The organism is Streptomyces shinuiensis, from assembly GCF_043660855.1.
Classification (GTDB): domain Bacteria; phylum Actinomycetota; class Actinomycetes; order Streptomycetales; family Streptomycetaceae; genus Streptomyces.
This window is the reverse complement of record NZ_JBIHML010000001.1, coordinates 3318059-3343841: the sequence shown is the minus strand read 5'-3', so window position 1 is coordinate 3343841 and position 25783 is coordinate 3318059. Positions and strand designations below refer to the sequence as shown.

Genomic DNA, 25783 nt, shown 5'->3' with positions numbered 1-25783 from the left:
CGTCGGCCGCATTGAGGGGCAGGTCATGTGGCTGGACCACGTCGGCGCCTCCGGGCGTCGATGAGCATTTCCTGGACGTTCCGCAGGGGCCGCCCCTCGGCGTCGGCCGCGTGGCGCGTCCACTCGCCGTCCGGGCCGAGGTGCCAGGAGGCGGTGGTGTCCGCCATGCCGGTCTCCAGCAGCCGGTCGAGGGCGGCCCGGTGGCCGGGGTCGGTGACCCGTACCAGCGCCTCGATACGACGGTCGAGGTTGCGGTGCATCATGTCGGCGCTGCCGATCCACACCTCCGGATCTCCTCCGCCCGCGAAGGCGAAGACCCGGGAGTGCTCCAGGAAGCGCCCCAGCACGCTGCGCACCCGGATGTTCTCCGACAGCCCCGCCACCCCCGGCCGTACCGCGCAGATGCCGCGCACCCACACGTCGACGGGCACCCCGGCCCGGGAGGCACGGTAGAGGGAGTCGACGAGCGCCTCGTCGACGATCGAGTTGACCTTGATCCGCACATACGCCGGCCGCCCGGCCCGGTGGTGGGCGATCTCGCGGTTGACGCGCTGGATCAGTCCGTCGCGCAGCGAGCTGGGCGCGACCAGCAGCCGGCGGTAGGTGGTGCGGCGCGAGTAGCCCGACAGCCGGTTGAACAGGTCGGACAGGTCGGCGCCGACCTGCGGGTCGGCCGTCAGCAGACCCAGGTCCTCGTACAGGCGGGCGGTCTTGGGGTGGTAGTTGCCGGTGCCGACGTGACTGTAGCGGCGCAGCGTCTCGCCCTCCTGCCGCACCACCAGCGACAGCTTGCAGTGCGTCTTGAGGCCGACGAGGCCGTAGACGACGTGGCAGCCGGCCTCCTCCAGCTTCCGCGCCCACTTGATGTTGGCCTGCTCGTCGAAGCGGGCCTTGATCTCCACCAGCACCAGCACCTGCTTGCCGGACTCGGCCGCGTCTATCAGCGCGTCCACGATCGGGGAGTCGCCGGAGGTGCGGTACAGCGTCTGCTTGATCGCCAGCACGTCCGGATCGGCGGCGGCCTGCTCCAGGAAGCGCTGCACGGAGGTGGAGAAGGAGTCGTAGGGGTGGTGCAGCAGTACGTCGCGCTCGCGCAGCGCCCCGAAGACGTCGGGGGCGGAGGCCGACTCGACCTCGGCCAGGTCGCGGTGGGTGCCGGCGACGAACTTGCGGTACTTCAGCTCCGGCTTGTCCAGCGAGGCGATCCCGAACAGGCCGGTGAGGTCCAGCGGGCCGGGCAGCGGGTAGACCTCGGCCTCGGACACCTTCAGCTCGCGCACCAGCAGGTCCAGCACGTACGGGTCGATGGACTCCTCGACCTCCAGGCGCACCGGCGGGCCGAAGCGGCGCCGCATCAGCTCCTTCTCCAGCGCCATCAGCAGGTTCTCGGCGTCGTCCTCCTCCACCTCCAGGTCCTCGTTGCGGGTGACCCGGAACATGTGGTGGGCGAGGACCTCCATCCCGGGGAACAGCTCCTCCAGGTGGGCCGCGATCACGTCCTCGATGGGCACGTAGCGCTGCGGGGAGACCTCCAGGAAACGGGACAGCAGCGGCGGCACCTTCACCCGCGCGAAGTGGTTGTGCCCGCTGACCGGGTTGCGCACCACCACGGCCAGGTTCAGCGACAGCCCGGAGATGTAGGGGAAGGGGTGCGCCGGGTCCACCGCCAGCGGGGTCAGCACGGGATAGATCTGCTGCCGGAAGAGGGTGAACAGGCGGGCCTGCTCCTTCTCCGTGAGGTCCGGCCAGCGCACCAGGTGGACGCCCTCGTCGGCCAGGGCGGGCAGGACGTCCTGCTGGAAGCAGGCGGCGTGCCGGGCCATGAGCTCGCGCGAGCGGTTCCAGATCAGTTCCAGCACCTCGCGCGGCTGGAGACCGGAGGCGGAGCGGGTGGCCACCCCGGTGGCGATACGGCGCTTGAGGCCGGCGACGCGCACCATGAAGAACTCGTCGAGGTTGCTGGCGAAGATGGCCAGGAAGTTCGCCCGCTCCAGCAGCGGCGTGGCGGGGTCCTCGGCCAGCTCCAGCACCCGCTCGTTGAAGGCGAGCCAGCTTCGCTCCCGGTCGAGGAAACGTCCCTGCGGCAGCTCCTCGTCCGCCCCGTCCGGGCCCTCGCCCTCCCGGTAGGCATCGGGGTCGGTGTCGAGGTCGGGCTCGAGCGCGTGCCCCGGCCCGATCATGGCGTGCGGGCGCGAGGCGGCTATGGAACCGACGGAGGACTGGGCAGACTGGCTCATTCCTCCATTGTTCCGCGCCGCCAGAGGCAACGGCGCGTCGGGAAGCTGCGGCCCGGGGCCTGGCCCCGGGGCCGACGCCTTCGGCACGACGGGCTGCATTCCGCGATGCTCGCAAGCGAGTCTGAATCGCCGGTTAAGCCGACATGGCTGTCAGGCGATCCCCGCACTTCGCGCGGGTGCCGGACACCGGAACGATTCGCTCCGGCGAACCGTCGCGGCGGCGTTCCGGAGGTGTACGGCGGTGTGCGGCGGGTGCCGCCGGGGCGGGGCCGAGCGGGGACCGAGCGAGGCGGAATTTCCCGTTCGAGCGATTTTCGAACTCTCGCCACCCATAGCGACCGATACGTCACTACTGTGGCCGATGGCGGCTTTCCGGACACCGGGCGCTGTACACCGGCCGCTGTTGAATCACGGGCCGGATCTGTGCGGCCTGTACGGGGTGACGGGCCGGGGGCGGACCCGTTGGACACGGGCGTGGCGGAGGGGACGGTGCACATGAACACGGACAACGGCGGCAAGCGACACGGACACCGAACAGACCACACGACGAACGGCGCGGACGGCGCCTCCTGGGAGGAGGACTGGGAGGACGACTACGGCCCGGCGATCCGGGCCACCTGCCGCCAGATCAAGCTGTGGCGGGAGTCGGCCGGGCTGACCCAGCAGGAGCTGGGCGACGCCATCGGCTACAGCCTGGGCATGGTCTCGGCGGTCGAGCGCGCCAGGTGGCTGCCGCATCCGGAGTTCCTGACCAAGGCGGACCGGATCCTGGGCGCGGACGGCAAGCTCGCCGCGATGAAGAAGGACGTGGAGGAGGCCCGCTACCCGAAGAAGGTGCGGGATCTGGCCAAGCTGGAGTCCGAAGCCGTGGAGGTGGGGTCGTACACCAACACCGTCATCGACGGCCTTCTCCAGACAGAGGAGTACGCGAGAGCGCTGTTCGGCCTGCGCCTCCCCGCATGCGGCGAGGAGGAACTCGAACGACTGGTGGCCGCGCGCATGGCTAGGCAGGAAACTCTGACGCGGTACCCCGCCCCTCTTCTGACCTTTGTTCAGGAAGAGGCCACACTTCGGCGCCCGCTCGGAGGCAGGACTGTCCTGCGACGCCAGCTTGAGCATCTCCTGGAACTGAGCGAACTGCGGCACGTCAAAATCCAGGTGATGCCCACGGAGATCGAGGAGCACGCAGCGCTCGGCGGATCGCTGAGGGTTCTGAGCTTCAAGGACAGAACAGCAGTCGCTCAGAACGAAGTTCAGCTCACCAGCCGCCTGATCTCCGACCCGAAAGAGGTGCGGATTCTGGAGATGAGGTATGGCATGCTTCGTGCCCAGGCCCTCACACCGCGTGAGTCTCTGGCCTTCATCAGGAAAGTGCTGGGAGAGATGACATGACTCTCAAGCCCTCCGCCGGAGACGGCTCGGAGCTGGAGTGGACCAAGAGCAGCTACAGCACAAATGACGGACCCGCGTGCGTTGAGGTCGCCACAGCCCTGGGCACCGTCCACGTCCGCGACTCCAAGCGCATACGAGGAGCCCGGCTGACGTTCACGCCGGAGGCGTGGGCCGGCTTCACGGCGTACGCCTCCGGTCGCTGACCGGGTGGTCCACAGCCTCCCGAGCTGAATGTCAGTGGTCGCTCCTACGTTCCTGTGCCATGACGACCACGGCATCAGCGGTGCACACGTACACCTATCTGCGGCCCTCGGCCGTGCACGGCGGCGCGGGCGGGCCCGAGCTGGGTCTGGAGACCTCCGGCGGGGCGACGCCGGCGGGGGCGAGCGCGCATCCCCGGTTCTTCTCCGGCTTCGTGACCGCGCCCGAGGCCGCCGCCGCGGCGCTGCTGTCCGTCGCCGACGTGGCTTCGGCCCGCTACCACCATCGCCTGGCGGCCGCGTCCCTCGACCCGGTGGTGACGGGCAGCGGGGACCGGCTGCGGTTCGAGTCGTTCTCCGGCTGCTGCGGCGTCTACGCCCGCCTCGACATTCTCGGCGAGGGACTGGACGGGGACGACATCGGCCACGGCACCACCAACGTGGACGTCAACAACCCGCTGCGCGAGGCGCTGGTCCGGGTGGGCCCCTCCGATCCCCTCCACATGCGGGTCGGTCCGGAGGAGCTGGAGGTGGCCACCTTCGACGGGCCGGTGGTGGAGAAGAAGGTGCCGCTGCCGGACCGCTGGCTGCGCGGCTTCGCCGAGACCCAGGTGATCGCCTCCGCCTTCGACCTGCGCGCGGAGGTCACCGCCGCCGAGGCGGTCCGCCTCCTGCGCTCCCTGCCGCGCACCCGCCCGGGTTCGGGGTCCGCCCTCTGGGTGGTGCAGGCCGGGCGTTCCCTGCGGCCGACCACCCGGCCCGTGCCCGGTGCAGTCTGCCTGCCCGGGCCGGACCGGCTCTCGGCCCTGCTGCGGGTGCTGCGCCACGCCACCGGGCTGCGCCTGTACGGACCGCCCGCGACGACCGCGAGCGGCGCGGCGGCCTCCGCCTGGGAGCTGCTGCTGCCGGGGATGCGGCTCACCCTCACCCTCTCCCCCGATCCCGCGCGCGGCTTCTCGGGCGAGGGCGCGGTGCTGGAGGCGCTGTCCGGTGAAGAGGCGTCCGAGGACGCCGATCTGGTCTCGGCGCTGCTGGCCTGGGAGCCGCGCGTGGACATCGGGGAGCTGGCCCGGCAGTCGGGTCTGACGCCGCAGCGGGTGCGCGCCGCCCTGACCGTGCTGGGCACCGCCGGGCGGATCGGCTACGACACCGCCGAGGCGGCGTACTTCCACCGCGAGCTGCCCTACGACGCCGGGCGGGCCGAACGGCACAACCCCCGGCTGCGTGCCGCCCGCGAGCTGGTGGCCGCCGGTGCGGTACGCGCGGGGGCGGACGGCACCTTCACCGTCGCCACCGGCGACCACGACCACCGGGTGCGGGCCGGAGGCGGGGCGCTGAGCTGCACCTGCCTCTGGTGGGCCCGCTACCGGGGCGGGCGCGGCCCGTGCCGCCACGCCCTGGCCGTGCGCATCACCCTGGACGCCCGAGGCGCCCGGGGTGATCAGGACGCCCCTGCCTCCGCCGCCACGGCTGCCCGGGCGGGTGCCCGGTGAGCGGCGCGGGAGACGCCCCGGCCCGGCCGGCGCGCGGACGGGCGCGCACGGACCACCTGACCGACGGGGAGCGCGAGGTTCTGGCGGCGGCCGAACGGGAGCTGGACGGGGACGCGTACGCGGTGCTGCTCGCCGTGGCGGGTGGTGAGTCGAACCGGCTGCTGGAGTCGCTGCGTGAGGCGGTGCGTGCCGGAGCCCCGGCCACGGTGTTCGCGGTGCTGGCCGCCGCGCTGCCGGAGGTGCTGGCGGCACCGGAGCCGGTGCGGGGGCTGCCGGACCTGCTGGCGCTGGCCACCGAGTGCGCCGGGGCCTGCGGGGCGCGCGGGCCGGTCGACGGGGTGGCGGAGGCCGCTGCCCGGGGCGGGAGCGGCCGCCTGGTGAAGGAGGCCCGCCGACTGCGGGACGTACTGGGGGCGCCCGCGGCGGCCTGAGCCCGTTCCCGGCCGCCCCGGCCGGGAACGGGGCGGCCGGTTCAGCCCTCCGTGCGGTACATCAGGTCCACCTCGTGGGTCTGGAAGCCCAGGCCCTCGTAGACCTTCACGGCCGCGGTGTTGTCGGCGTCCACGTACAGCATCGCGGTCGGCAGGCCGCGATCGCGGGCGAGGTAGCGCAGGCCCACCAGCGTCAGCGCCTTGCCCAGGCCGCCGCCCTGGGCGCCGGGGGTGACGCCGACGACGTACACCTCGCCGAGCTGCTCGGCGCTGTGGACCTTCGTCCAGTGGAAGCCGAGCAGCTCCTCGCCGCCCCCGCCCTCACCCGCGACGTTTCCGCCGTCGCGCACGGCGAGGAAGAAGCCCTTGGGGTCGAACCACGGCTCGGCCCTGCGGTCGTCCAGGTCGCGCCGGGTCATGCCGCCCTGTTCGGGGTGGTGGGCGAAGGCGGCGGCGTTGGCGGCCAGCCAGGCGGTGTCGTCGCGGCCGGGCACGAAGGTGCGCAGCCGCACCCCCGGCGGCAGCGACGGCTCGGGCAGGTCCAGGCCCGTCAGCGGGCGCCGCATCTGCCGCAGTTCGCGGAAGAGGGTGAGGCCGAGCAGCCGGGCCAGGTGCCGTGCGGCCGGGTGGCCGCCGTGCGCCCACACCCGCAGCCGCCGGCCCGACGCCTCCAGCAGCGCGCGGCCCAGGGCCAGTCCGTGGCCCTGGTTGCGGTGGTCGGGGTGGACGACGAACTCGCCGGTCGGGGCCTCGACCGGATCGGTGTCCTCCAGCTGCCCGTAACCGGCCAGCTCCCCCTGTTGCCGGAGCAGCAGGTGCCGTACGCCCGCGCGGCGACCGCCGCGCAACTGGAGGCGGCCCTGCTCGGAGACGGCCGGCTGGCCGTCCGCCCGGGCGGCCTCGTCGATCAGCGCCTGGGCCTGCCGCACGGCCTCGGGCGTCAGCTCGTCCACAACCACCACGTCGCTCATAAGGAGAAGCCTACGCAGCATCGAAACCATGCGGTTACCAGCGCGACAATGACACGCTACGCGCGTTGACCTAGGCTTCCCCCGCCACCACCGGCCACTTCCGGGCCAACTTCCCGGCCCCGAAAAGGGAACAGAAGGGGACAGAACATGTCCACTCCGCCCAGGCGGTCTCCCCTCTCCCGCAGACTCACCGCAGCCGCGGCCGGTCTGCTGACGATCGGCGCCCTCGGCGCCGCCGTGCCCGCCGCCGCGCAGGACGCCCCGTCGGGGGCCCCCGGCGCGCACGGCGACCGCGGCAGGCACCACGGCCGCACCGTCGACCTCCAGGTGCTCGCCATCAACGACTTCCACGGCAACCTGGAGCCCCCGACCGGTTCCTCCGGCCGTGTGACCCACCAGCACCCCGACGGCACCACCGAGCAGATCGAGGCGGGCGGCGCCGAGTACCTCGCCACCGCCCTGCGCGAGGCCCGCGAGGGCAACCCGTACTCGGTCACCGTCGCCCCCGGCGACATCGTCGGCGCCAGCCCGCTGCTGTCGGGCCTCTTCCACGACGAGCCCACCATCGAGGCGATGAACGCGCTCGGCATGGACGTCGTGGGCGTCGGCAACCACGAGTTCGACGAGGGAGCGGCCGAACTCAAGCGCCTGCAGAGCGGCGGCTGCCACCCCGAGGACGGCTGCTACGACGAGGGCCGCACCTTCGGCGGCGCCGACTTCCCGATCCTCGCGGCCAACGTCGTCGACGAGAAGACCGGCAAGCCGCTGACGGCCCCCTACACCGTCAAGAGGGTGAAGGGCGTCCACGTCGGCTTCGTCGGCGTCACGCTGGAGGGCACGCCGAACATCGTCTCGGCCGAGGGTGTCAGGGGACTGAGGTTCCTCGACGAGGCCGAGACCATCGACAAGTACACCAAGGAGCTGCGCCGCAAGGGCGTCAACGCCGTCATCGCGCTGATCCACGAGGGCGGCACCCCGGCCTCCAGCGCCTACAACGCCGACTGCGGCGAGGGCGGCGGCAGGCTGTCCGGTCCGATCGTCGACATCGCGAAGCGGACGAACGCGGGCGTGGACGCGCTGATCACCGGCCACACCCACCAGCCGTACGTCTGCTCCATCCCCGACCCGCGGGGCGAGGACCGCCTGGTCACCTCCGCCGCCTCCTACGGCCGGCTGTTCACCGAACTGAACATGGAGTACGACCGCCGCACCCGCGACATCGTGCGCGCCTCGGTGGAGGGCACCAACCGCGTCGTCCACCGCAACCAGGAGAAGGCCGCCGACCTCACCTCCCTGATCGACTACTGGAAGGGGCTGGCCGCGCCCGTCGCGGGCCGCCCCATCGGCTGGATCTCCGAGGACATCACCGCCGACCGCACCGTGCCCGAATCCCCGCTGGGCGACCTGATCGCCGACGCCCAGCTCGCCCACGCCCGCGGGCTGGACCCCGAGGCGGACCTGGCCCTGATGAACCCCGGCGGCATCCGCTCCGACCTGGTGTACGCGGCCTCCGGCGCCGAGGGCGACGGCGTGGTGACGTACGCCGAGGGCTTCACCGTCCAGCCCTTCTCCAACACCGTCAACCTGACCACCCTCACCGGCGAGCAGCTTCTGACGGTGCTGGGCGAGCAGGTCAGCGGCGCCAACGAGGCGTCCCCGAAGATCCTCCAGGTCTCCTCCGGCCTGACCTACACCCTCGACCTCACCCGGTCCGGCGCGGACCGGATCGTCGCGGAATCGGTGCGGCTGAACGGCGGGCCGATCGACCCGTCGGCCTCCTACCGCGTCGCGGTCAACTCCTTCCTGGCGGGCGGCGGTGACGGCTTCCCGACGCTGGCGCGGGGCACCGACCCGCTGGTGGGCGGTGACGACCTGGCGGCCCTCCAGGACCACCTGACCGCCAACTCCTCCGCCACCGACCCGCTGGGCGCTCCGGCGGCGGACCGGATCACGGTCATCCGGTAACCGTTCCTGATCAGTGAGCAGGAGCGAGTCTTGGACCCATACCTGCTCATCTGGGACATCCCGAACGGTTTTGGGTGTCCTGGGTTCCCGCGTTCGCTCCGCATCCAGCGACACGGATCGTGTCCGTGGTCCGGGGATGCGGGGGCGGGTTCCTTCACGCCCTCGGCCACCACGGTCGGCCTGGACGGTCCGATGCCCAGCACCATCACTCTGGTGATGCTGGGGCGGTGCCGTCCGTCGCCGGATCGGGTGCCCGAGGGCGCGTCGCCCGATCGCGATGCCAGCGGCATCGTGTCGGGACATCTTCCTGTTCTTCGAGGTGAGGGGCTGGGCCCAGTGCTGAGCTCCCCACATCGACGTGTATGCCGGATCAACGGCCACGATCGACAGGCCGTGCTCGGCGGCCATCGAGATGAGCCGGGCCCTGAGCTTGCCGGTGGGGATGTTGGAGATGAGTTGCCGGAACCGCTTGCGGCGGCCGTACTTCTCGCGGGTCTTTTCGGCGGTGAAGTCCAGGTTTTCCAGGCCGATGGCCTTCACGCCGCATCGGCCTGTCCAGTGCAGAAGCCGGCTGATGGCGTGCCGTATCCGGGCGTCTCGGTGGCCGGCGGTGCCGGACAGGTCGTAGAAGAACCGGCGCGGGTTGCCGATCGGGTTGCCGTGCTGGTCGAGGCGGTAGGCGGCGAAGTGGTCGGTGTTGGTGTCCACGCCGACCATGCCCTGAGCGCGGGCGGTCTCCAGCGGAACCATCTTGACCGCGGGCCTGGTCCACGAGGCCGTCAAGTACCAGCGTCCGCGCTCCACGTCCAGGTGGATGCGGTAGGCGACCGCCTTGTTCTCACTGATGCGGTCGCGCCACTCCGCCCCCGGTGGGCGAAGACGGCCTTCGAGGCGAGGGCGTACCGGCCGTGCCGGGCGTTCGCCAGGTGGGCGAGCGGTGCGGGTAGCTTGATACTGACCCCGCCCTCGGGGCTGACACGGATGGTTTCGTTCCCGTACCGCTTGCCGGACTCGCCGTCGGCGGAGAGGAACCAGCGCTCGGCCTCCCACCGGTCTCGCCACTGCTCGGCGGTGAGCTGGGCGGCTTCGAGGTTGTGACGGTTCTTGAGGAGCTTCCGGCCGCCGTGCACGACGTGCACGACACCGGCCTCACGCTCCGCGCGAGCCATGTCGAGGCGGTGTTCCAAGGTAGCCAGGCGCCGGGACTTCTGGAACCACTCGCCCTTGGATCGGTATCCGCCCGGAGCACGCCTGGTGCCCTTCTCCCCGACTGGCTGCGACAGGCGGTGCACCAGGGTGCGCACACCGGCTTCGAGACCTTGGATGTGGGCGAGCTGGCAGCGCCGGGACAACGCCCACTGGTCATGGGTGGCCTTCGTGATCGCCCCGGCCCACCGCGACGACGAGGAGGCCGTCAGCCCTTGCTTGCGGGCCGCCCACGTGTCCGTGGAGTGCTCCAGGCCATCGGCACACCGGGTCTTGAGGTCGAGGGAAGCGAGGCGCCCCAGGTGTTCGCCGGCGAGTCGCAACACCTTGTCGTCTTCGGTGGTGAGGTGCTTGAGGCGGTCGCGTATCGCCACCCCGGACGGCCCGAGCGCGACGAACGGCGCCCCGATCGGTCGCGGCTTCTTGGGCTCACTCACCGGCTGCCGCCGCTTCCAGGGCCTTCTTCGCCCGGTTCTTCGCGGACCGGCGTCCGTACAGGCGGGCGCAGAACGACGTCAGCACCTCCACCATGTCGCGCACGAGGTCGTCTTCGGCTTCGCCCTCGTCCAGCACCACCAGGCGGCGGCCGGACGCAGACAGCGCAGCTTCGATCAGTTCCACGTTCATGCGCCCGAGGCGGTCTTTGTGCTCGACCACTACCGTGGTCACCTTCGCATCCGCCAGGAGCCGCTTCGCCTTCGGGCGGGCGCCGTTCATGCCCGACCCGATCTCGGACTCCACGCGAACGACCGGCCGCCCCGTGGTCACAGCCCACTGGGTCAGCCTCGCCAACTGGCGTTCCAGGTCGGCCTTCTGATCATGGGAGGAAACGCGGGCGTACAGGCCCGCACCTCCGACCGCTTCGGGCGCGGCAGCAGCTTCGACGTTCACGAGGATCGTGCGCGGCCCGACCCGCCGAGCAGGCACGGGAAGCGTCCCGTCCCGAAACCACCTGTACGCGGTTTGCGGATGGACGCCTTGCGCACGTGCCCACTCAGTCAGATTCACGACATGATCGTGACACTCACCCAACCATGCTTACACTCACTTGATCGACCTACGCAACGAACAGTTACTGACCCCCGACGCGGACGGCCGTCCCTCCGCGGGCCGCCTTCCCCCGGCCCGCGGGGCTCCCCCACACACAACGCCGCCGACCGGCCCCGCGCCGGTCGGCGGCGTTCTCGATGTCCGGCTTTCCCGATACCCCGCGTTGCCGACGTCCGCGGTCCGCCCGTGGCACCGGGGCCAGTGGCGGGCCGTGGCGCTCAGGCGATCCTCCACAGGGTCAGATCGGCCCTGACGGTGGGGACGTTGTGGGCCTGGTCCGCGGGCACCATGTCGGTGACCTCCAGCATCGCCAGGTTGCCCTCCGTGGTCACCGTGCACAGCACGTCGCCCTTGTCCGGCGCACCCTCGTCGTTGACCTCCCCGGCGCGCAGCTTCCTCGGGAGCGGATTGGACGTGGCGGCGTCCTGACACTCCTGGGGGGTGGTGCCCGCACTCTTGCCCAGGGCCGTCCTGAACTCGATGGAGGTGTCGCGGAACTTCAGCTCCGTGTCGCTGTACTCGATGCCGCCGGTCGGGTCCACCCTCGCCTCGTCCAGGTCCACATAGGTGGTGTCGAAGGTGGGGGGCGTGGCGATGGTGATCGGCCGCTTCTCGAAGACCGGCTCGAAGGCGGCGGCCGTCGTGTCCGTGCCCGGCTCCCCGGACGCCTGCCCGCCTTCGTCCGGGGAGGGCGTACCACTCCCCTCCCCCCGTCCCTTCCCGTCCTCCGTTTTCCGGCGGTCGTCGGGCTCCCGCGTCGCGCCGCCGGTGTCCGCCTGCCCGCCGCCCTCGTTCCCCGCGGTGGCGACCGCCCACGTCCCGCCGATCGCGGCGGCCAGCACCAGGGCGGCTCCCGCGGCCAGCAGCGCCGTGCGGCGGCGCGGCCTCTCCCCGCCCCTCGCACCCGGCCCGGTCACCGGCCCCTGCCCCGGTCCGTACGGGGGCGCGGCGGGCGGGGTTCCGTACGCGGTGGCGGTCGGGGCCGCGTAAGGCCCCGCGGGGGCGCCGGGGTCCTGGGTGGGCGTGTAGGCGTACGGCGCCGGCGGAGGCGGGCTCTGGGCGGCCCGCGCCCGTTCGCCGATCTCGGCGGAGAGCGGGGCGGGCAGCCAGTCGCCGAAGTCCCGGGCCGGCCTGCCGGAGGCGTCCTCGCACACTTCGGCCAGTTCCCCGGGCACGGGCCTTGCGGCCGGGTCCGCCGCCAGGCAGCGCCCCAGCACGGCCCGCAGCGGCTCGGGGTAGCCGGACAGGTCCGGCGGGCGCTGGGCGGTGTTGGCGATCTGGGCGGCGAGGGTGATGGCGGCGCCGTCGCCGTACGGGTGGCGCCCGGTGGCGGCGACGGCCGCGACCAGGCCGAGCGAGAAGACGTCGGAGGCCGCCGTGACGGTGTCTCCGGAGGCATGCTCGGGCGACATGTACTGCGGGGTGCCGATGAACCCGCCGCTGCGCGTGAGCTGGGTGGAGTCCGCGGCCCGCGCGATGCCGAAGTCGATGACCCAGGGGCCGTCGGTGCCCAGCAGGATGTTGCTGGGTTTGAGGTCCCGGTGGACCACCCCGGCGGTGTGCACGGCCTGGAGTGCCCGCGCCGTGCAGGCTGCGAGCTGGAGCGCGGCGGGCAGCGGCAGGGGCCCGTGCAGGGCGAGCGCGTCGTCGAGCGGGATGCCGGGCACGTAGGCGGTGGCCAGCCAGGGCCGCCCGCCCCCGGTGTCGTGGTCCAGCACCGGCACGATGTGGTAGCCCTGGACCCGCCGGGCGGCCCGCACCTCCTGCTCGAAGCGGCGCCGGAACTCCGCCTCCCGGGCGAACTCGCGTCGGATCACCTTCAGCGCGACCGGCTGGTTGCCGCGGGTGCTGGAGAGGTAGACCGCGCCCATGCCGCCCTCGCCGATCCGGGCGGTCAGCCGGTAGCCGGCGATCTCCCGGGGATCGTCCGGCTGGAGCGGACGAAGTGCGGCATGCTCGGTCCCTGTCATCGCGGTCTCCCCCAACTGCGTTGTGGGAAAGGGATTTTACCGGCCGTGTCATCCCGTACGGCACCAGATGACGCTTCGGCTCCGTACCCCGTCCCGCGCCGGTCGGCACGGGTTCTCCACGGTGGCGGACCGCGTACCGCCACCCGGGTGGAGATCCGGCTCCCGCAGGGGCGGAAGCGGCGTGCGGGGCATGGCCCGACGCCACGGCAGGAATGCTCTTGCGCGTCGGTTCGTCGGTTTGACGGCCCCGGCGTCCGGCCACCCGGGGCGCGCGGGACCGCCCGTGCGTCGAGAGGACCCGAGGACATGCGCCCCAGCGCGAAGTGCCGCCGGACGCGGAGCAGCGCCGCCCTGCCACTGTCGGTGGTGTCCGCGGTCGTGGTCGGCGCCGCCGCCCTGGCCGGCTGCGGCGGGGACGAGTCGCCCGCTCCCGAGGCGTCAGTGAGCGTCGGGGCCACGCAGGGCGCGGAGGACGGGTACGAGTTCGTCTACGGGGATCTGGCGGAGGCCGAGTTCTGGAACGACGTCACCACCTGGACGGGCAGGCGGATCGTCCTGACGGCCGGGGTCGGCGAGGTCGTCGACGCGCACGCCTTCACCGTCGCCCGCGCCGACCCGGAGGACAGGGGGGACGCCACGGGCGGTGTCAGGAGCCTCCTGGTCGTCTCCGCGGACACCACCCGGGTGGCGGAGGGCGACACCGTGCGGGTCACCGGCACCGTGCGGGAGGGCTTCGTCCCCGAGGAAGTGGCGAACGGGCTCGATGTGGACTGGAACGAGGACGCCTTCACCGACTGGGAGCAGGAGCACTACGTCGTGGCCTCCTCCATCGACACCTCGGCCCGTCTGGAGTGAGCAAGCACCGTCCCGTGCGGCGGCCCGGCTCCGTTCCGGTGACGGCGCGGAGGACGGCGGACCCCCTGTTCACAGCCGCGCCCGGCTTGTCCGGTCGGACACCCGCCGACGGCCCGCCCGGAGGATTTCCGAGAGTGAGAGGACGACATGAGATGCCCACGCGACATGCCCGGGGCGTTCCCAACCGCCGTCGGTCGGCGGCGCTGCTCGCGCTGCTGCTCGCGCTTTCCGCGTCGGCGGGATGCGGCGGGAACGGCGCCGAGGGCATCACCGAGGTGAACGAGGCGTTCGAGAGCGGCGACGCCGAGTCCGTGATCGGGCAGGAGAGGACGGTCGAGGGCCGGGTCCACGACGTCATCTCGCCCTGGGTCTTCACCGTCGGCGGGGACGAACCCGGCGACATCGAACCGCTGCTGGTCGTCGAGGGGAACATGCCGGCCGTGGACCAGGACGATCCGGTCCGCGTCACCGGCGTCGTGGGCGAGTTCGAGATCGCCGAGGTCGAACGGGAACTCGGCGTGGACCTCGCGGAGACGCTGTACGAGGAGTACGAGGGCGGCCCCTACATCAGGGCCCGGCGCATCGCCGAGGACGTGGAGCTGGACTGAGCGGTGCCCGGATCCCACCGGGCCCGGCGGCGGAAAACGCTTCGACGCCGTACGCCGTCCCGCCTAGGCTGGGCCGCCATGACCACCCTTCGGACGTTGCACGGCACCCCCGTCCTGATGTGCTCCGACGAGGGCGCGGCCATCGGCGAGCGCGAGGCGCTGGACCTGATCGGTGACGCCGGATACCAGGGCGCCCGGTGGGTCGCCGTGCCCGCCGGGCGGCTGCACGAGGACTTCTTCCGGCTGAGCACCGGCCTCGCCGGGGAGATCGTCCAGAAGTTCGCCAACTACCGCCTGGGGCTCGCCGTCGTCGGCGACGTCTCCGCCCGTACGGCGGCCAGCGCGTCGCTGCGGGACTTCGTCCGCGAGTGCGACCGCGGACGGCAGACGTGGTTCGTCGCCGACGAGACGGAACTCGCCGAGCGCCTCACCCCGTAGCCGTTCCGCCGCGGCGCGCCGGCCCGTGCCCTGCGGTCGTCCCATAGGACTCCGCGACGTCGGCGACCGACGGTCCCTGCGGCGTCCCCCGGTCGAAGAGGACGACCTCCGGACATACGACGCCCCTCCGAACGAACCACTCGCCCGGGCCGGGGTCGAGGTCGTGGAGATCCCCGAGCCGGCGGCCGCGGCCCGGGAACCCAGCGCTCATCCGGCGATCGAAGGTTCGGGCGATCAGGGGCGCTGACCCGGCGGGGGCTTCGGGGCGCCCGGGAGGCGCAGGACGGCTTCCGTGCCGCCGCCGGGGACCGGGTGAAGGTCGATGTCGCCGCCGCTGCGGCGGACCGTGCGGGCCACGATGGACAGGCCCAGGCCCGAGCCGGGGAGGCCGCGGGCGGACGGGGAGCGCCAGAAGCGGTCGAAGACGTGGGGGAGTTCGTCCTCGGGGATGCCGGGGCCGCGGTCGCGCACGCGCAGGGCGCCGGTGGAGCCGTCGAGACGGACGTCGATCGTCCCGCCGGGCGGGGAGAACTTCACGGCGTTGTCCAGCAGGTTGACCACCGCCCTCTCCAGCGCGTCCGGTTCGGCGCGCACGTACCAGGGGGCCAGTTCGCGGGTGATGGTGATGTCCGAGGCGCGCAGCCGGGCGCGCTCCACGGCACGTTCGGCGGTCTCGTGCAGGCCGACGATCTCCACCGGCCCGCCGGCGGGCGCCGCGTCGGGCCGGGACAGCTCCTGGAGGTCGCCGATGAGGGAGGCGAGTTCGCCGATCTGGGCGCGCACCGACTCCAGCAGTTCCCGGCGGTCCTCCGGCGGCAGCGGGCGGCCGGCCTGCTCGCTGCGCACCAGCAGGTCGATGTTGGTGCGCAGCGAGGTCAGCGGGGTGCGCAGCTCGTGCCCGGCGTCGGCGATCAGCTGCTGCTGGAGGTCGCGGGAGGTGGCCAGGGCGGCGGCCATGGCGTTGAAGGAGCGCGACAGACGGGCGATCTCGTCGTCGCCCTCGACGGGGATGCGGACGGCCAGGTCCTCGGTGCGGGCGACGTGCTCGACCGCGTCCGTCAGCCGGTCCACCGGGCGCAGGCCAGCGCGCGCGAGCAGGACACCGGCGCCCGCCGCGCCGAGTACGCCGGTGGCGGCGACCAGGCCGAGGACGAGGGCGAGGGTGTCCAGGCTCTGGTCGATCTCGGCCATCGGACGGGCCACGGTCACGGCGGCGTCCGTGCCGCGCAGGGGGGTGGTGAGCACGCGGTACTCCTCGCCCCCCGCGGTGACGGTGTGCAGGGCCTCCACGCGCTCGCCGCGGGCGACGGCCACGTCGGCGGCGGCGACCGGCAGGGGCCGCTCGCCGAAGGCCATGCAGCTGGTGCCGTTGCGGTCCACGAGCTGCACGGTGGAGTCGAACGGGTTGGGGGTGTCCAGCCGCTCCTCCTCCGGCACCGCCCGGCACTGCCCGGCGCGGACGAGGCCGATGAGCTGGCGGTCGGGGACCCGGTTGGCGTGCAGGGCGTCGTCGAGGGAGTCGACGAGCTGCGCCCGCACCAGGAGCCAGGCGGCCAGCGAGCACGCCGCCACCGCGACCGCCACGGCCACCGCGGCCAGCAGGGCCAGTCGCGAGCGCAGCGGCAGGGAGTTGAGCCGGGACGTCACCGGAGCGCTTCTCCCGGTGCGGGGCCCGGGGTGGGGCCGGGAGCGGCGCCCGGTGCGGGGCCCGGGGTGTCCCGCAGGACGTAGCCGACGCCGCGCACGGTGTGCACCAGGCGCGGCTCGCCGCCCGACTCGGTCTTGCGGCGCAGGTACATCACGTACACGTCCAGGGAGTTGGAGGAGGGCTCGAAGTCGAAGCCCCAGACGGCCTTGAGGATCTGCTCGCGGGTGAGGACCTGGCGCGGGTGGGCCATGAACATCTCCAGCAGCGTGAACTCCGTCCGCGTCAGCTCAACCGGCCGGCCGCCGCGGGTGACCTCGCGCGTGGTGAGGTCCATGCGCAGACCGGCGAAGGAGAGCACCTCGGTCCGCTCGGCGCCGGCCTGCTCGCGGGCATAGGAGCTGCGGCGCAGCAGGGCGCGGATGCGGGCCAGCAGCTCGTCCAGTTCGAACGGTTTGACCAGGTAGTCGTCCGCGCCCGCGTCCAGGCCGGTGACGCGGTCGCCGACGGTGTCGCGGGCGGTGAGCATCAGCACGGGGACGGTCACCCCGTTCGCGCGCAGCCGCCGGGCGGCGGTCAGCCCGTCCATGCGCGGCATCAGCACGTCCAGGATCACCAGGTCGGGGTGGTACGCGTCCACCTGGCGCAGCGCCTCCAGGCCGTCGGCGGCGAGCTCGGTCTCGTAGCCCTCGAAGGCCAGGCTGCGACGCAGGGCCTCCCGTACGGCCGGCTCGTCGTCGACGACCAGCACGCGCGCGGGCGGGGCGGGATGTGACGCGGCGGAGGAGGCGGTGGTCATGGTGGCGAGTTTCGCACTCGCCTCATCCGCCGGCGCGCAGGTCGTCGAGGATCTCCTTGACGTCGTTCACGGGCACGGCGAAGCCCAGGCCGACGCTGCCCGCCTCGGCGGCGGTGGAGGCGTTGCTGTGGATGGCGGAGTTGACACCGATGACGCGGCCGTTCATGTCGACCAGCGGCCCGCCGGAGTTGCCGGGGTTGAGGGAGGCGTCGGTCTGGAGGGCCCGGTAGGTGGTGGTCTCGGAGCCGAGGTCGCCGTTGTACCGGTCGCCGTCGAACTCGAAGGGCCAGGACCGGTCGTTCCTCGGCCGGTCGTCCTCGCCCGTCCTGTCCACCGTGACCTCGCGGTCCTTGGCGGAGACGATGCCGCTGGTGACCGTGCCCGACAGGCCCTGGGGCGAGCCGAAGGCGACGACCCGGTCGCCGACGCGGACGGCGTCGGAGTCGCCGAGCCCGACGGGTGCGAGGTCGCCCGCGCCTTCGACCCGGATCAGCGCCATGTCGAGGTCGGGTTCGGTGCCGACGATCTCGGCGCGGGCGGTGTCGCCGTCGGAGAAGGTGACCTCGATCCCGGTGGCGCCGGAGACGACGTGGTTGTTGGTGAGGATCTCGCCCTTCTCGGAGATCACCACGCCGGATCCGGTCGCGGAGCCGGAGCGGGAGGACGCGCCGATCTCCACGACGCTCGGGGTGACGGCCCTGACGACATCGGCGACGCCGGTGCCGGAGTCGGAGGCGGAGGCGTTGGTCCCGAGGACGGAGGAGGTGGCAGCGGGCGCGGCGCCGTTCCCGAACGTCCCGGCGGCCAGGGTCGCCGTACCGCCGCCGACCGCGGCGGCCACGATCGCCACGGCCGCCAGCAGCCCGACGGGGCGGCGCGCCCGCCGGGCGTGCGCTCCGGGAGTGGTGCCGGAGGCGGGTTCAGGGGTGGGGTTCGCGACGGGGGGCTCGTACGGCGGGCGGGGCGGATACGCGCGGTTCGTCTCGTGGTCGCTCATGCACACGACTGTGCGCGCCCGGAATGAGAACTTCATGAGGGCGGGCTGAAACCCGGGGAAGAACCGCCCCAGGGGGATGCCTCCCAGGGAGCCCGGGCAGGAGCCCGGGAGCCCGCCCGGTCCCGTCAGCCGCCGCAGCCGCAGGAGCGGCGCACCACCAGCCCCGTCGGGAACTGGCGCACGCGCTCGCGCCGCGAGCCCGTCGCGCGCACCCCGTCGTCCAGCACCAGGTCCACCGCCGCGCGGGCCATCGCCTCGCGGTCCGAGCCCACCGTGGTCAGCGGCGGGTCGGTCAGCGCGGCCTCCTTGACGTCGTCGAACCCGGCCACCGCCAGCTCGCCGGGCACGTCGAGGCCCAGCTCGCGGGCGGCGCGCAGCACGCCGATGGCCTGGTCGTCGGTGGCGCACACCAGCGCGGGCGGTCGGTCGGGGCCGGCCAGCAGGCCGAGGGCGACGCGGTAGGTGTCGTAGCGGTTGTAGGGGGCCTGGAAGAGGCGGCCGTCGGTGGAGCGGCCGGCCTCCTTCATCGCCCGGCGCCAGCCCTCCACGTGGTCGGTCACCGGGTCTCCGTAGGCGGGGGTGGACTCCACTCCGCCCAGGCAGGCCACGTAACCGTGGCCGTGCTCCAGCAGGTGCCGGGTGACCATCTGGGCGCCGCCGACGTCGTCGAGGACGACGGCCACGTCGTCGATCGCCTCGGGCCTGCGGTGCAGCAGCACCACGCGCGCGTCCCAAGCCTCTATCTCGACGGCGGCACGCTCGCTGGGGCCCTGGCTGATCAGGATCAGGCCCGAGACGCGCATGCCGAGGAAGGCCCGCAGATAGTGCACCTCGCGCTCGTCCAGGTAGTCGGAGTTGCCGACGAGCACCATCTTCCCGCGGCCGGCGGCGGCCTGCTCGACCGCGTGCGCCATCTCCGCGAAGAACGGCTGCCGGGCGTCGGGGACGATCAGCCCTATCAGGTCGGTGCGCCGGGACGCCATCGCCTGCGCGACCCGGTCCGGCCGGTAACCCAGCTCCTTGATCGCGGCGAGCACCCGCTCGCGGGTCGCCGGTGCGACCGGCCGGGGCCCGTTGTTTATCACATAACTGACGACCGCGGTCGACGTACCCGCCAGTCTCGCCACATCGTCCCGCGTCACCTTCGCCACAGCCGGGAGTCTACGCGCGCCGACTCAGTTCCCTCCCCGGCGAGCGGCGGTCCTCCGCCCGCCCCCGGCCGAGTCCCCGGCCACGCCGTTCGCCGCGTCCTGCGCCATCTTCTCGGCGGCGTCCACGGTCGCCCTCGCATCCTTCCTGGCCCGGCGCTCCTCGGGGGTCGGCTCCTTCTTCTCCTTCTTCTCCGGCAGCACGAAGCGGTAGCCGACGTTGCGCACGGTCCCGATCAGCGACTCGTGCTCCGGGCCGAGCTTGGCCCGCAGCCGCCGTACGTGGACGTCGACGGTCCGGGTGCCGCCGAAGTAGTCGTAGCCCCACACCTCCTGGAGGAGCTGCGCCCTGGTGAACACCCGGCCGGGGTGCTGCGCCAGGTACTTCAGCAGCTCGAACTCCTTGAAGGTCAGGTCCAGCACGCGTCCCTTGAGCTTGGCGCTGTAGGTGGCCTCGTCCACCGACAGGTCGCCGGTGCGGATCTCCGCCGGGCCGTCGTCGCCGGAGATCTGCCGCCGCCCGGTGGCCAGCCGCAGCCGGGCCTCGACCTCGGCCGGGCCGGCGGTGTCCAGCAGGACGTCGTCGACGCCCCACTCGGCGGTGACGGCCGCGAGGCCGCCCTCGGTGACCACCAGGATCAGCGGGCAGCCCGGCCCCGTGGAGCGCAGCAGCTGGCACAGGGAGCGCACCTGCGGCAGGTCGCGGCGGCCGTCGATCAGGACGGCGTCGGCGCCGGGGGTGTCCACCAGCGCCGGGCCCTCGGCCGGGGCCACACGGACGTTGTGCAGCAGCAGGCCGAGCGCGGGCAGGACTTCCGTCGAGGGCTGGAGGGCGTTGGTCAGCAGGAGTAGTGAGCTCATGACGTCGAGTCCTTCCCCGGCCCCGTCGGGGGCGTGTGGCGGCACTGCTTCGTACTGCGCTCCGAAAGCACGAAAGGACCCGGGGGCGGCGCTGCCCGGATCCTTCTCGTCATCGACAATATCCCACATGAGCGAGGACGCGGAGGGGACGGAAGGGCTTTCCCGTGGCGGTCCGGTCACCCGGAGTGGCGGGAGCACGGGTTGGCGGGCGCCTTCGCGCGCGCCCCTGCGGGCATGGCTGCGGACCGACGACGGGGTGGGCGTGGAGGCCCTCTACCAGCCCCGGGAGAGGAATTGCGGCGGCCGGGACGAGGGCGCGCAGCGGGCCGCCGGGCGGGATTCGGCGATCGTCGTCGCACACGGCTTCACCGGCTCGCTGGAGCGGCCCGCGGTGCGACGAGTGTCACAGGCGTTCGCCCGGCATGCGGGCGTGATCACGTTCTCCTTCCGCGGGCACGGCCGCTCCGGCGGGCGCTCCACGGTCGGCGACCGGGAGGTGCTCGACCTCGCCGCGGCGGTGCGCTGGGCGCGTTCGCTGGGGCACTCCGCGGTGGCGACGGCGGGCTTCTCGATGGGCGGCTCGGTGGTGCTGCGGCACGCGGCGCTCCACCGGGCGGAGCCGGCCTGCACGGCGTGCGGGACCGGACCGGCCGACGGGACCGGCGCCGGTGACGCAGCGCACAGGATGCGCCGGGGGCGCACAGGTGCACACGCCGATGCGGTCGTCGCCGTGAGCGCCCCTGCCCGCTGGTACTACCGGGGCACCCCGGCCATGCGGCGGGTCCACTGGGCGATCCAGCACCCCGCCGGGCGCCTGGTCTCCCGTTACGGGCTGCGCACCCGCATCCACCACCGGGACTGGGACCCGGTGCCGCTGTCACCGGTGGAGGCCGTGCCGCTGATCGCCCCGACCCCGCTGCTGGTGGTGCACGGCGACCGGGACGCCTACTTCCCGCTGGACCACCCGTACTCGCTGGCGGAGGCGGCCGACCCGGCGTCCACGGAGCTGTGGATCGAGCGCGGCTTCGGACACGCCGAGAACGCCGCGCCCCCGGAGCTGCTGGAGCGAATCGCCTCGTGGGCGACGGCGCGGACCGGGCGGGCGCCGCGCCATCATGGGTGCGGCACGACGGACGGCTGAGAGGGACACACCATGCCGAGCGGCATGATCCGCTACTGGGCCGCGGCCAAGGCCGCCGCCGGGATCACCGAGGAGAGGTACGAGGCCCACACGCTGGCCGAGGCGCTGGCCGAGGCGCGCCGGCGGCACGCCGGCCGGCCGGACTTCGACCGGGTACTGGGCCTGTGCTCCTTCCTGGTGGACAGCGAGCCGGTCGGCAGGCGCGACCACCGACTCGTCCGACTGACCGAGGGCGGCACCGTCGAGGTGCTTCCCCCCTTCGCGGGGGGCTCCCGTTGACTTCCTCCCCCGCCTGAAGGCGGGGGAGTCCAGCGGTCGCCCGCTGGGTTTCCCGCTTCACCGACGACCGCCCCGTCCGGGAGGACTCCCGTTGAGGTCTCACACCGCCTCCACAGGCTGCTGCCGCCGGCCCGGCGGCCGGGATGTCGCGTGCCGCGCCATGCCTCACGTTCGGCCGGCTTCCATGTGAGTGGAGGATGTTGGCCGGTGGACGGTGGACGCCCGCCCGCCCCGGCGGCGGACCGGCTGTTCCTGTCCTGCTCCGCAGGAGCTTCGTTTCCCTCCCGCGACCGGTGGGGCACCCCCACCCCCGGCTGAAGCCGGGAGCATCCACGAAGGAGAGCCCCGATGACCGACCAGCAGCACCCGCCCGGGCAGCCGTACGGCTCGCAGCCCGGCCCCTACGGCCATGACCACGACTACAGCCACGGTCACGAACCCTCGGGTCCCGCGCACGGCGGGTACGACGCGTACGGCGGGCAGGACCGGTACGGCCGGTACGAGCAGTACGAGCAGCACGGCCGGTACGCCGCCCCGGGCCAGGACCCGTACGGCGTCCCCGCGCCGCCCCACCACCCCGGCCCCGGGCCCCTGCCGCCGGAGCAGGGCGGCGCGGCGTCCGCCGCTCCCACGGCCACCGCCGCGGCCCCCGCCACCGCTTCCGCCGCCACGGCCGGCCCCACCGCCGAGGCCCCCTCCGCCGCCCCGCGGCGCACCGGCAGCCCGATCATCGCGCCGGGCCTGGCGCCCGCCGCCCTCACCGCCCTCCTGGCCGTACTGCTCGCGGCCACCGCCCAGGTCTCCCGCCCGGTGTCGGCCGTCGCCGTGGTACTGCTCCAGGCGGTCACGGCCGCGGGCTGGTTCCGGCTCAACGGCATGTGGCCGGCGCGGCAGGGCATCGCCTTGGCGTTCCTGGCGGGCGTCACCGCGGACATCGCCCTGCTGGCACTCGGCGCCGAGCACGCCTCGGCCGTCGTCATCGGCACGCTCGGGGCATGGGTCCTGTTCGTCCTCGTCCTCCAGCTGCGCAACCACTCATCGCCCGACGAGCGCCTGTACGCCCTGACCGCCGGGGTCACCTCCACCGCCCTCACCGTGCTCGCCACCGGCCATCTGGCCGCCGAGCCCGACGCGGTGGCGGTCGGCGCGCTCGCCGTGGCGGCCGCCGCGCTCGCCCGGGCGCTGCCGCTGCCGCAGGCGGTCTCCGTGGTCGTCTCGCTGTCGGCCGCCGCGGGCGCGGGTGTCGCGGCCGGGCAGCTCACCTCCCTGGGCGGTTCCGGCGCGGTGCTGGGGCTGGCGGCCGGGGTGTGCGCGCTGATCGGGCTGCGGGTGGCGAGCTACGACTTCCCCTCCCGCTTCGTCCACATGACGGCCGGTGTGGCACTGCCGCTGACCGCCGCCGCGCCGGCGGTCTACCTGCTCGGCAGGGCGCTCGCGTAGAGGCGCGGGGCGAGCGGCGGGCGGCGGGCGGGGCGGGGACCGGGCTCACGGGCCCGGCCGCGGTGCGGACCGTGGTACAGACCTGCCGTGGGACGCCACGGGTTAGGCTCGCCGGAACCCGATCGGCTTCCGCCTGCGTCGTTCAAACCGATCAGTCCGGTCGGATCAACCCGATCAGCGCGACCAGTCCGACCGACCCGACCGCACCCGGCCACTCTGGGGGGACCACCACGATGCGCGCGCTCAAAGCCCTGCTGGGACTTCTCGTCCTCTTCGGCGGCCTGTTCGTCGGCGCCGACCGGCTGGCGGTGAACCTCGCCGAGGACAAGGTCGCCGAGAAGGTCCGCAGTTCCAGGGGGCTGGACGAGCGGCCCGCCGTGGAGATCAACGGCTTCCCCTTCCTGACCCAGGTCGTTGGCAGGGAACTGGAGTCGGTGGACGCCACGATGAACGGGCTGACGGTCCAGGTCGGCGGGCGCGACGTGGACGTGACCGAGGTGGACGTGCACCTCGGCGACGTGCGACTGGAGAACAACTTCTCCTCCGCCGTCGCCGACCGGGCCACCGGCAGCGCGCGGATCAGCTACCAGGACCTGACCGAGGCGGGCACGAAGGGCGCCTCCCTGGCCTACGCCGGCGCGGAGCGGGCCGCGAAGAACCAGGTGAGGCTGGACGTGAACCTCACCCTCGTGGAACTCACCCTGCACGGCTCGCTGAAGGTGGAGGACGGCGACACCGTCGCGCTGCGCGCCGAGGACCTCCCCGACCTGCCCGTGGCCGAGGACGTGGTGCGGGCCCAGATAGACCGGAAGCTCGAGATCACCGGTCTTCCCGGGGGGCTGAAGCTGGAGAAGGCGGAGGTGGACGAGAAGGGCGTCGTGCTGCACCTGAGCGGCTCGAACGTGGATCTGGCCGGCTGACGCGCGGGACGGCGCCGCGCCGCCCGGTCCGTCCATTCTCCGAGACACCCGCGTCCGCCTCTCAGAAACCCCCTCCCGGGCATCCGCGCATCGGTTCGGGGGAACCCTCCACCCTCCCCCTCGTCTCACATTGCGGGCATTTGCTTCTCATCATCTGGAACTACGGTGACACGCCCGCCCCTCCGTCCCTACGATCGCCCTCATGAAGCGACAGGCGGACCTCACGAAGCGACGGGCAGTCGATCTTTGCCGTGTCGCCGCCATGCTCTGTCGCGCCGTCGTCTGACGGCCGGCTCTCGGTGCCCTTCGCAGCCCGGACCGCAGCCGCACACCGCCCCGCTGTCCCCGCCACCGCGGCGTACAGCCCCGTGCGCGCCCGCCGGCGCCCAGCGCCGCCGCACGCACGTCCACCGCACCGCACACCCCGCAGTACCTGCCCTCCGGAGGAGAGACATGAGCCGCAGTGACGTCCTGGTCGACGCCGACTGGGTCGAGGCCCACATCGACGACCCCAAGGTGGTCATCGTCGAGGTGGACGAGGACACCTCGGCCTACGACAAGAACCACATCAGGAACGCCGTCCGGATCGACTGGAGGACCGACCTCCAGGACCCGGTCCGCCGCGACTTCGTCGACCAGGCCGGCTTCGAGAAGCTGCTGTCCGAGAAGGGCATCGCGGGCGACGACACCGTCGTCCTCTACGGCGGCAACAACAACTGGTTCGCGTCCTACGCCTACTGGTACTTCAAGCTCTACGGCCACCAGGACGTCAAGCTCCTCGACGGCGGCCGCAAGAAGTGGGAGCTGGACGCCCGCGAGCTGGTCTCCGAGGTGCCCACCCGCGCGAAGACCGAGTACAAGGCCAAGGAGCAGGACGAGTCGATCCGCGCCTTCCGCGACGACGTCGTCGAGGCCATCGGCAAGCTGAACCTGGTGGACGTCCGCTCCCCCGACGAGTTCAGCGGCAAGCTGCTCGCCCCCGCCCACCTGCCGCAGGAGCAGTCGCAGCGTCCGGGCCACGTCCCGACCGCCAGCAACATCCCGTGGTCGAAGTCGGCCAACGACGACGGCACCTTCAAGTCCGACGAGGAGCTGAAGGAGCTGTACCAGGAGGCGGGTGTGGACCTGTCCAAGGACACCATCGCCTACTGCCGCATCGGCGAGCGCTCCGCCCACACCTGGTTCGTCCTGCACGAGCTGCTGGGCCAGGAGAACGTCAAGAACTACGACGGCTCGTGGACCGAGTACGGCTCGCTGGTCGGCGTGCCGATCGAGCTCGGCGACGGCAAGAGCGCCTGAGCCGCCTCCTTCTCCACACTCGACTCCCCGTTCCGGAAGAAAGAGCACCCGACATGTGCGGAGCACAGGCAGGCGGCCCCGACGCCTCCTCCATCAAGCCCGGTGAGACGACGATCCAGGGTCAGGTGACCCGCGGCGGCGAGCCCGTCACCGGGTACGTCCGGCTGCTGGACAGCACCGGCGAGTTCACGGCCGAGGTCCCCACCTCCGCCACCGGCCAGTTCCGCTTCTACGCCGCCGAGGGCACCTGGACCGTGCGCGCCCTGGTCCCGGGCGGCAGCGCGGACCGCACCGTCGTCGCCCAGCAGGGCGGCCTGGTGGAGGTTCCCATCGCGGTGTGACCGCGTGACGGCCGCAGGACGGGCCGTATGACGTACGGAGGCCGTGCCCCGGGGGTTGGACACCTTGTGCGGGGCACGGCCTCCGTCCTGTCCGGAC

At 72.9% G+C, this 25783-nt stretch carries 24 protein-coding genes and 2 pseudogenes; 15 read left to right on the top strand and 11 right to left on the bottom strand.

All coding sequences use genetic code 11. The features are described from left to right. Window positions 1-23 precede the first annotated feature (23 nt). Window positions 24-2237 (bottom strand): RNA degradosome polyphosphate kinase, encoded by a 2214-nt coding sequence (locus ACGRHY_RS15235; protein WP_394635883.1) that lies wholly within the window; start codon window positions 2235-2237, stop codon window positions 24-26. Window positions 2238-2732: 495 nt separating this feature from the next. Here ACGRHY_RS15235 and ACGRHY_RS15230 point away from each other — a divergent pair, with 495 nt between their 5' ends. Genes ACGRHY_RS15230 through ACGRHY_RS15215 form a run of 4 tightly spaced genes read left to right on the top strand, consistent with a single transcriptional unit; the run spans window position 2733 to window position 5753 of the window. Further along, window positions 2733-3629 (top strand): helix-turn-helix domain-containing protein, encoded by an 897-nt coding sequence (locus ACGRHY_RS15230; protein WP_394635882.1) that lies wholly within the window; start codon window positions 2733-2735, stop codon window positions 3627-3629. Beyond that, the gene (locus ACGRHY_RS15225; protein WP_394635881.1) at window positions 3626-3832 is read left to right on the top strand and encodes a DUF397 domain-containing protein; all 207 of its coding nucleotides are present in this window, start codon (window positions 3626-3628) and stop codon (window positions 3830-3832) included. Before ACGRHY_RS15230 ends, ACGRHY_RS15225 begins: the two co-directional genes overlap by 4 nt. A gap of 59 nt (window positions 3833-3891) precedes the next feature. Further along, window positions 3892-5322 (top strand): DprA-like winged helix domain-containing protein, encoded by a 1431-nt coding sequence (locus ACGRHY_RS15220; protein ID WP_394635880.1) that lies wholly within the window; start codon window positions 3892-3894, stop codon window positions 5320-5322. Next, entirely contained in the window at window positions 5319-5753 is a 435-nt protein-coding gene (locus ACGRHY_RS15215; protein ID WP_394635879.1) for a hypothetical protein, read from the top strand. The genes ACGRHY_RS15220 and ACGRHY_RS15215 overlap by 4 nt, the downstream gene beginning before the upstream one ends. Window positions 5754-5794: 41 nt before the next feature. On the opposite strand, the gene mshD is transcribed toward ACGRHY_RS15215, so the two are convergent. Continuing rightward, window positions 5795-6724 (bottom strand): mycothiol synthase, encoded by a 930-nt coding sequence (gene mshD, locus ACGRHY_RS15210; RefSeq protein WP_394638061.1) that lies wholly within the window; start codon window positions 6722-6724, stop codon window positions 5795-5797. A gap of 147 nt (window positions 6725-6871) precedes the next feature. On the opposite strand from mshD, the gene ACGRHY_RS15205 reads away from it, so the two are divergent. Next, the gene (locus tag ACGRHY_RS15205) at window positions 6872-8689 is read left to right on the top strand and encodes a bifunctional metallophosphatase/5'-nucleotidase (protein WP_394635878.1); all 1818 of its coding nucleotides are present in this window, start codon (window positions 6872-6874) and stop codon (window positions 8687-8689) included. 9 nt (window positions 8690-8698) lie between these two features. Here ACGRHY_RS15205 and ACGRHY_RS15200 read toward each other — a convergent pair. The 3 genes and pseudogenes from ACGRHY_RS15200 to ACGRHY_RS15190 all read right to left on the bottom strand — a co-directional run. After that, window positions 8699-10332, bottom strand: a pseudogene (locus tag ACGRHY_RS15200) (nuclease/transposase family protein); the annotation flags it as partial. Beyond that, window positions 10325-10903, bottom strand: a complete 579-nt coding sequence (locus tag ACGRHY_RS15195) for an IS607 family transposase (protein ID WP_394635877.1) — start codon at window positions 10901-10903, stop codon at window positions 10325-10327. The gene ACGRHY_RS15195 and the pseudogene ACGRHY_RS15200, both read right to left, overlap by 8 nt. 260 nt (window positions 10904-11163) lie before the next feature. Continuing rightward, window positions 11164-12915 carry a serine/threonine-protein kinase gene (locus ACGRHY_RS15190; protein WP_394635876.1) on the bottom strand — a complete coding sequence of 584 codons (1752 nt, stop codon included), beginning with the start codon at window positions 12913-12915 and terminating at the stop codon, window positions 11164-11166. A gap of 306 nt (window positions 12916-13221) precedes the next feature. Between ACGRHY_RS15190 and ACGRHY_RS15185 the strand changes: the two genes are divergently transcribed. The 3 genes from ACGRHY_RS15185 (at window position 13222) to ACGRHY_RS15175 (ending at window position 14816) form a co-directional block, all read left to right on the top strand. Beyond that, window positions 13222-13770 carry a hypothetical protein gene (locus ACGRHY_RS15185; RefSeq protein WP_394635875.1) on the top strand — a complete coding sequence of 183 codons (549 nt, stop codon included), beginning with the start codon at window positions 13222-13224 and terminating at the stop codon, window positions 13768-13770. Window positions 13771-13922: 152 nt separating this feature from the next. Then, complete coding sequence (locus ACGRHY_RS15180; RefSeq protein WP_394635874.1) at window positions 13923-14378, top strand: hypothetical protein; 456 nt, start codon at window positions 13923-13925, stop codon at window positions 14376-14378. Between the two features lie 78 nt (window positions 14379-14456). Beyond that, window positions 14457-14816 carry a DUF4180 domain-containing protein gene (locus ACGRHY_RS15175; protein WP_394635873.1) on the top strand — a complete coding sequence of 120 codons (360 nt, stop codon included), beginning with the start codon at window positions 14457-14459 and terminating at the stop codon, window positions 14814-14816. Between the two features lie 234 nt (window positions 14817-15050). On the opposite strand, the gene ACGRHY_RS15170 is transcribed toward ACGRHY_RS15175, so the two are convergent. The 5 genes from ACGRHY_RS15170 to ACGRHY_RS15150 form a co-directional block, all read right to left on the bottom strand. Next, a complete protein-coding gene (locus ACGRHY_RS15170; RefSeq protein ID WP_394635872.1) occupies window positions 15051-16463 on the bottom strand; it encodes a sensor histidine kinase in 1413 nt (470 codons plus the stop codon). Beyond that, window positions 16460-17260 (bottom strand): response regulator transcription factor, encoded by an 801-nt coding sequence (locus tag ACGRHY_RS15165; protein ID WP_394635871.1) that lies wholly within the window; start codon window positions 17258-17260, stop codon window positions 16460-16462. The genes ACGRHY_RS15170 and ACGRHY_RS15165 overlap by 4 nt, the downstream gene beginning before the upstream one ends. 22 nt (window positions 17261-17282) lie before the next feature. Beyond that, window positions 17283-18257 carry a S1C family serine protease gene (locus ACGRHY_RS15160; protein WP_394635870.1) on the bottom strand — a complete coding sequence of 325 codons (975 nt, stop codon included), beginning with the start codon at window positions 18255-18257 and terminating at the stop codon, window positions 17283-17285. Window positions 18258-18382: 125 nt separating this feature from the next. After that, on the bottom strand, window positions 18383-19408 hold the full coding sequence (locus ACGRHY_RS15155) for a LacI family DNA-binding transcriptional regulator (RefSeq protein WP_394635869.1): 1026 nt from the start codon (window positions 19406-19408) through the stop codon (window positions 18383-18385). A 24-nt stretch (window positions 19409-19432) separates the two neighbouring features. Beyond that, window positions 19433-20266: a response regulator transcription factor gene (locus ACGRHY_RS15150; protein WP_394635868.1), complete on the bottom strand. Its 834-nt coding sequence runs from the start codon at window positions 20264-20266 to the stop codon at window positions 19433-19435. Window positions 20267-20393: 127 nt separating this feature from the next. On the opposite strand from ACGRHY_RS15150, the gene ACGRHY_RS15145 reads away from it, so the two are divergent. Together ACGRHY_RS15145 and ACGRHY_RS15140 are read left to right on the top strand one after the other, a co-directional pair. Then, window positions 20394-21407 (top strand): alpha/beta hydrolase, encoded by a 1014-nt coding sequence (locus ACGRHY_RS15145; RefSeq protein ID WP_394635867.1) that lies wholly within the window; start codon window positions 20394-20396, stop codon window positions 21405-21407. Window positions 21408-21419: 12 nt separating this feature from the next. Then, the gene (locus tag ACGRHY_RS15140) at window positions 21420-21686 is read left to right on the top strand and encodes a MoaD/ThiS family protein (protein ID WP_394635866.1); all 267 of its coding nucleotides are present in this window, start codon (window positions 21420-21422) and stop codon (window positions 21684-21686) included. A 16-nt stretch (window positions 21687-21702) separates the two neighbouring features. On the opposite strand, the pseudogene ACGRHY_RS15135 reads toward ACGRHY_RS15140, so the two are convergent. Beyond that, window positions 21703-21843, bottom strand: a pseudogene (locus tag ACGRHY_RS15135) (RNA-guided endonuclease TnpB family protein); the annotation flags it as partial. A gap of 191 nt (window positions 21844-22034) precedes the next feature. Here ACGRHY_RS15135 and ACGRHY_RS15130 point away from each other — a divergent pair. The 5 genes from ACGRHY_RS15130 to ACGRHY_RS15110 all read left to right on the top strand — a co-directional run bounded on the left by ACGRHY_RS15130 (window position 22035) and on the right by ACGRHY_RS15110 (window position 25686). Beyond that, window positions 22035-23126, top strand: coding sequence for a hypothetical protein (locus ACGRHY_RS15130; RefSeq protein WP_394635865.1), 1092 nt, complete (start codon window positions 22035-22037; stop codon window positions 23124-23126). 233 nt (window positions 23127-23359) lie between these two features. Next, window positions 23360-24046 (top strand): LmeA family phospholipid-binding protein, encoded by a 687-nt coding sequence (locus ACGRHY_RS15125; RefSeq protein WP_394635864.1) that lies wholly within the window; start codon window positions 23360-23362, stop codon window positions 24044-24046. Window positions 24047-24248: 202 nt separating this feature from the next. After that, window positions 24249-24332, top strand: coding sequence for a putative leader peptide (locus ACGRHY_RS15120; protein ID WP_369126573.1), 84 nt, complete (start codon window positions 24249-24251; stop codon window positions 24330-24332). 167 nt (window positions 24333-24499) lie between these two features. Beyond that, window positions 24500-25345 carry a sulfurtransferase gene (locus tag ACGRHY_RS15115; RefSeq protein ID WP_394635863.1) on the top strand — a complete coding sequence of 282 codons (846 nt, stop codon included), beginning with the start codon at window positions 24500-24502 and terminating at the stop codon, window positions 25343-25345. Window positions 25346-25398: 53 nt separating this feature from the next. Further along, a complete protein-coding gene (locus ACGRHY_RS15110) occupies window positions 25399-25686 on the top strand; it encodes a DUF1416 domain-containing protein (RefSeq protein ID WP_093658758.1) in 288 nt (95 codons plus the stop codon). The last annotated feature ends 97 nt before the right edge of the window (window positions 25687-25783 follow it).

Coding starts and splice junctions, on each gene's coding strand:
- ACGRHY_RS15235 (WP_394635883.1), bottom strand. CDS start 2,237: ATGAGCCAGTCTGCCCAGTCCTCCGTCGGTTCCATAGCCGCCTCGCGC.
- ACGRHY_RS15190 (WP_394635876.1), bottom strand. CDS start 12,915: ATGACAGGGACCGAGCATGCCGCACTTCGTCCGCTCCAGCCGGACGAT.
- ACGRHY_RS15115 (WP_394635863.1), top strand. CDS start 24,500: ATGAGCCGCAGTGACGTCCTGGTCGACGCCGACTGGGTCGAGGCCCAC.
- ACGRHY_RS15205 (WP_394635878.1), top strand. CDS start 6,872: ATGTCCACTCCGCCCAGGCGGTCTCCCCTCTCCCGCAGACTCACCGCA.
- mshD (WP_394638061.1), bottom strand. CDS start 6,724: ATGAGCGACGTGGTGGTTGTGGACGAGCTGACGCCCGAGGCCGTGCGG.
- ACGRHY_RS15140 (WP_394635866.1), top strand. CDS start 21,420: ATGCCGAGCGGCATGATCCGCTACTGGGCCGCGGCCAAGGCCGCCGCC.
- ACGRHY_RS15225 (WP_394635881.1), top strand. CDS start 3,626: ATGACTCTCAAGCCCTCCGCCGGAGACGGCTCGGAGCTGGAGTGGACC.
- ACGRHY_RS15120 (WP_369126573.1), top strand. CDS start 24,249: ATGAAGCGACAGGCGGACCTCACGAAGCGACGGGCAGTCGATCTTTGC.
- ACGRHY_RS15110 (WP_093658758.1), top strand. CDS start 25,399: ATGTGCGGAGCACAGGCAGGCGGCCCCGACGCCTCCTCCATCAAGCCC.
- ACGRHY_RS15175 (WP_394635873.1), top strand. CDS start 14,457: ATGACCACCCTTCGGACGTTGCACGGCACCCCCGTCCTGATGTGCTCC.
- ACGRHY_RS15145 (WP_394635867.1), top strand. CDS start 20,394: ATGAGCGAGGACGCGGAGGGGACGGAAGGGCTTTCCCGTGGCGGTCCG.
- ACGRHY_RS15150 (WP_394635868.1), bottom strand. CDS start 20,266: ATGAGCTCACTACTCCTGCTGACCAACGCCCTCCAGCCCTCGACGGAA.
- ACGRHY_RS15220 (WP_394635880.1), top strand. CDS start 3,892: ATGACGACCACGGCATCAGCGGTGCACACGTACACCTATCTGCGGCCC.
- ACGRHY_RS15165 (WP_394635871.1), bottom strand. CDS start 17,260: ATGACCACCGCCTCCTCCGCCGCGTCACATCCCGCCCCGCCCGCGCGC.
- ACGRHY_RS15125 (WP_394635864.1), top strand. CDS start 23,360: ATGCGCGCGCTCAAAGCCCTGCTGGGACTTCTCGTCCTCTTCGGCGGC.
- ACGRHY_RS15160 (WP_394635870.1), bottom strand. CDS start 18,257: ATGAGCGACCACGAGACGAACCGCGCGTATCCGCCCCGCCCGCCGTAC.
- ACGRHY_RS15230 (WP_394635882.1), top strand. CDS start 2,733: ATGAACACGGACAACGGCGGCAAGCGACACGGACACCGAACAGACCAC.
- ACGRHY_RS15185 (WP_394635875.1), top strand. CDS start 13,222: ATGCGCCCCAGCGCGAAGTGCCGCCGGACGCGGAGCAGCGCCGCCCTG.
- ACGRHY_RS15130 (WP_394635865.1), top strand. CDS start 22,035: ATGACCGACCAGCAGCACCCGCCCGGGCAGCCGTACGGCTCGCAGCCC.
- ACGRHY_RS15180 (WP_394635874.1), top strand. CDS start 13,923: ATGCCCACGCGACATGCCCGGGGCGTTCCCAACCGCCGTCGGTCGGCG.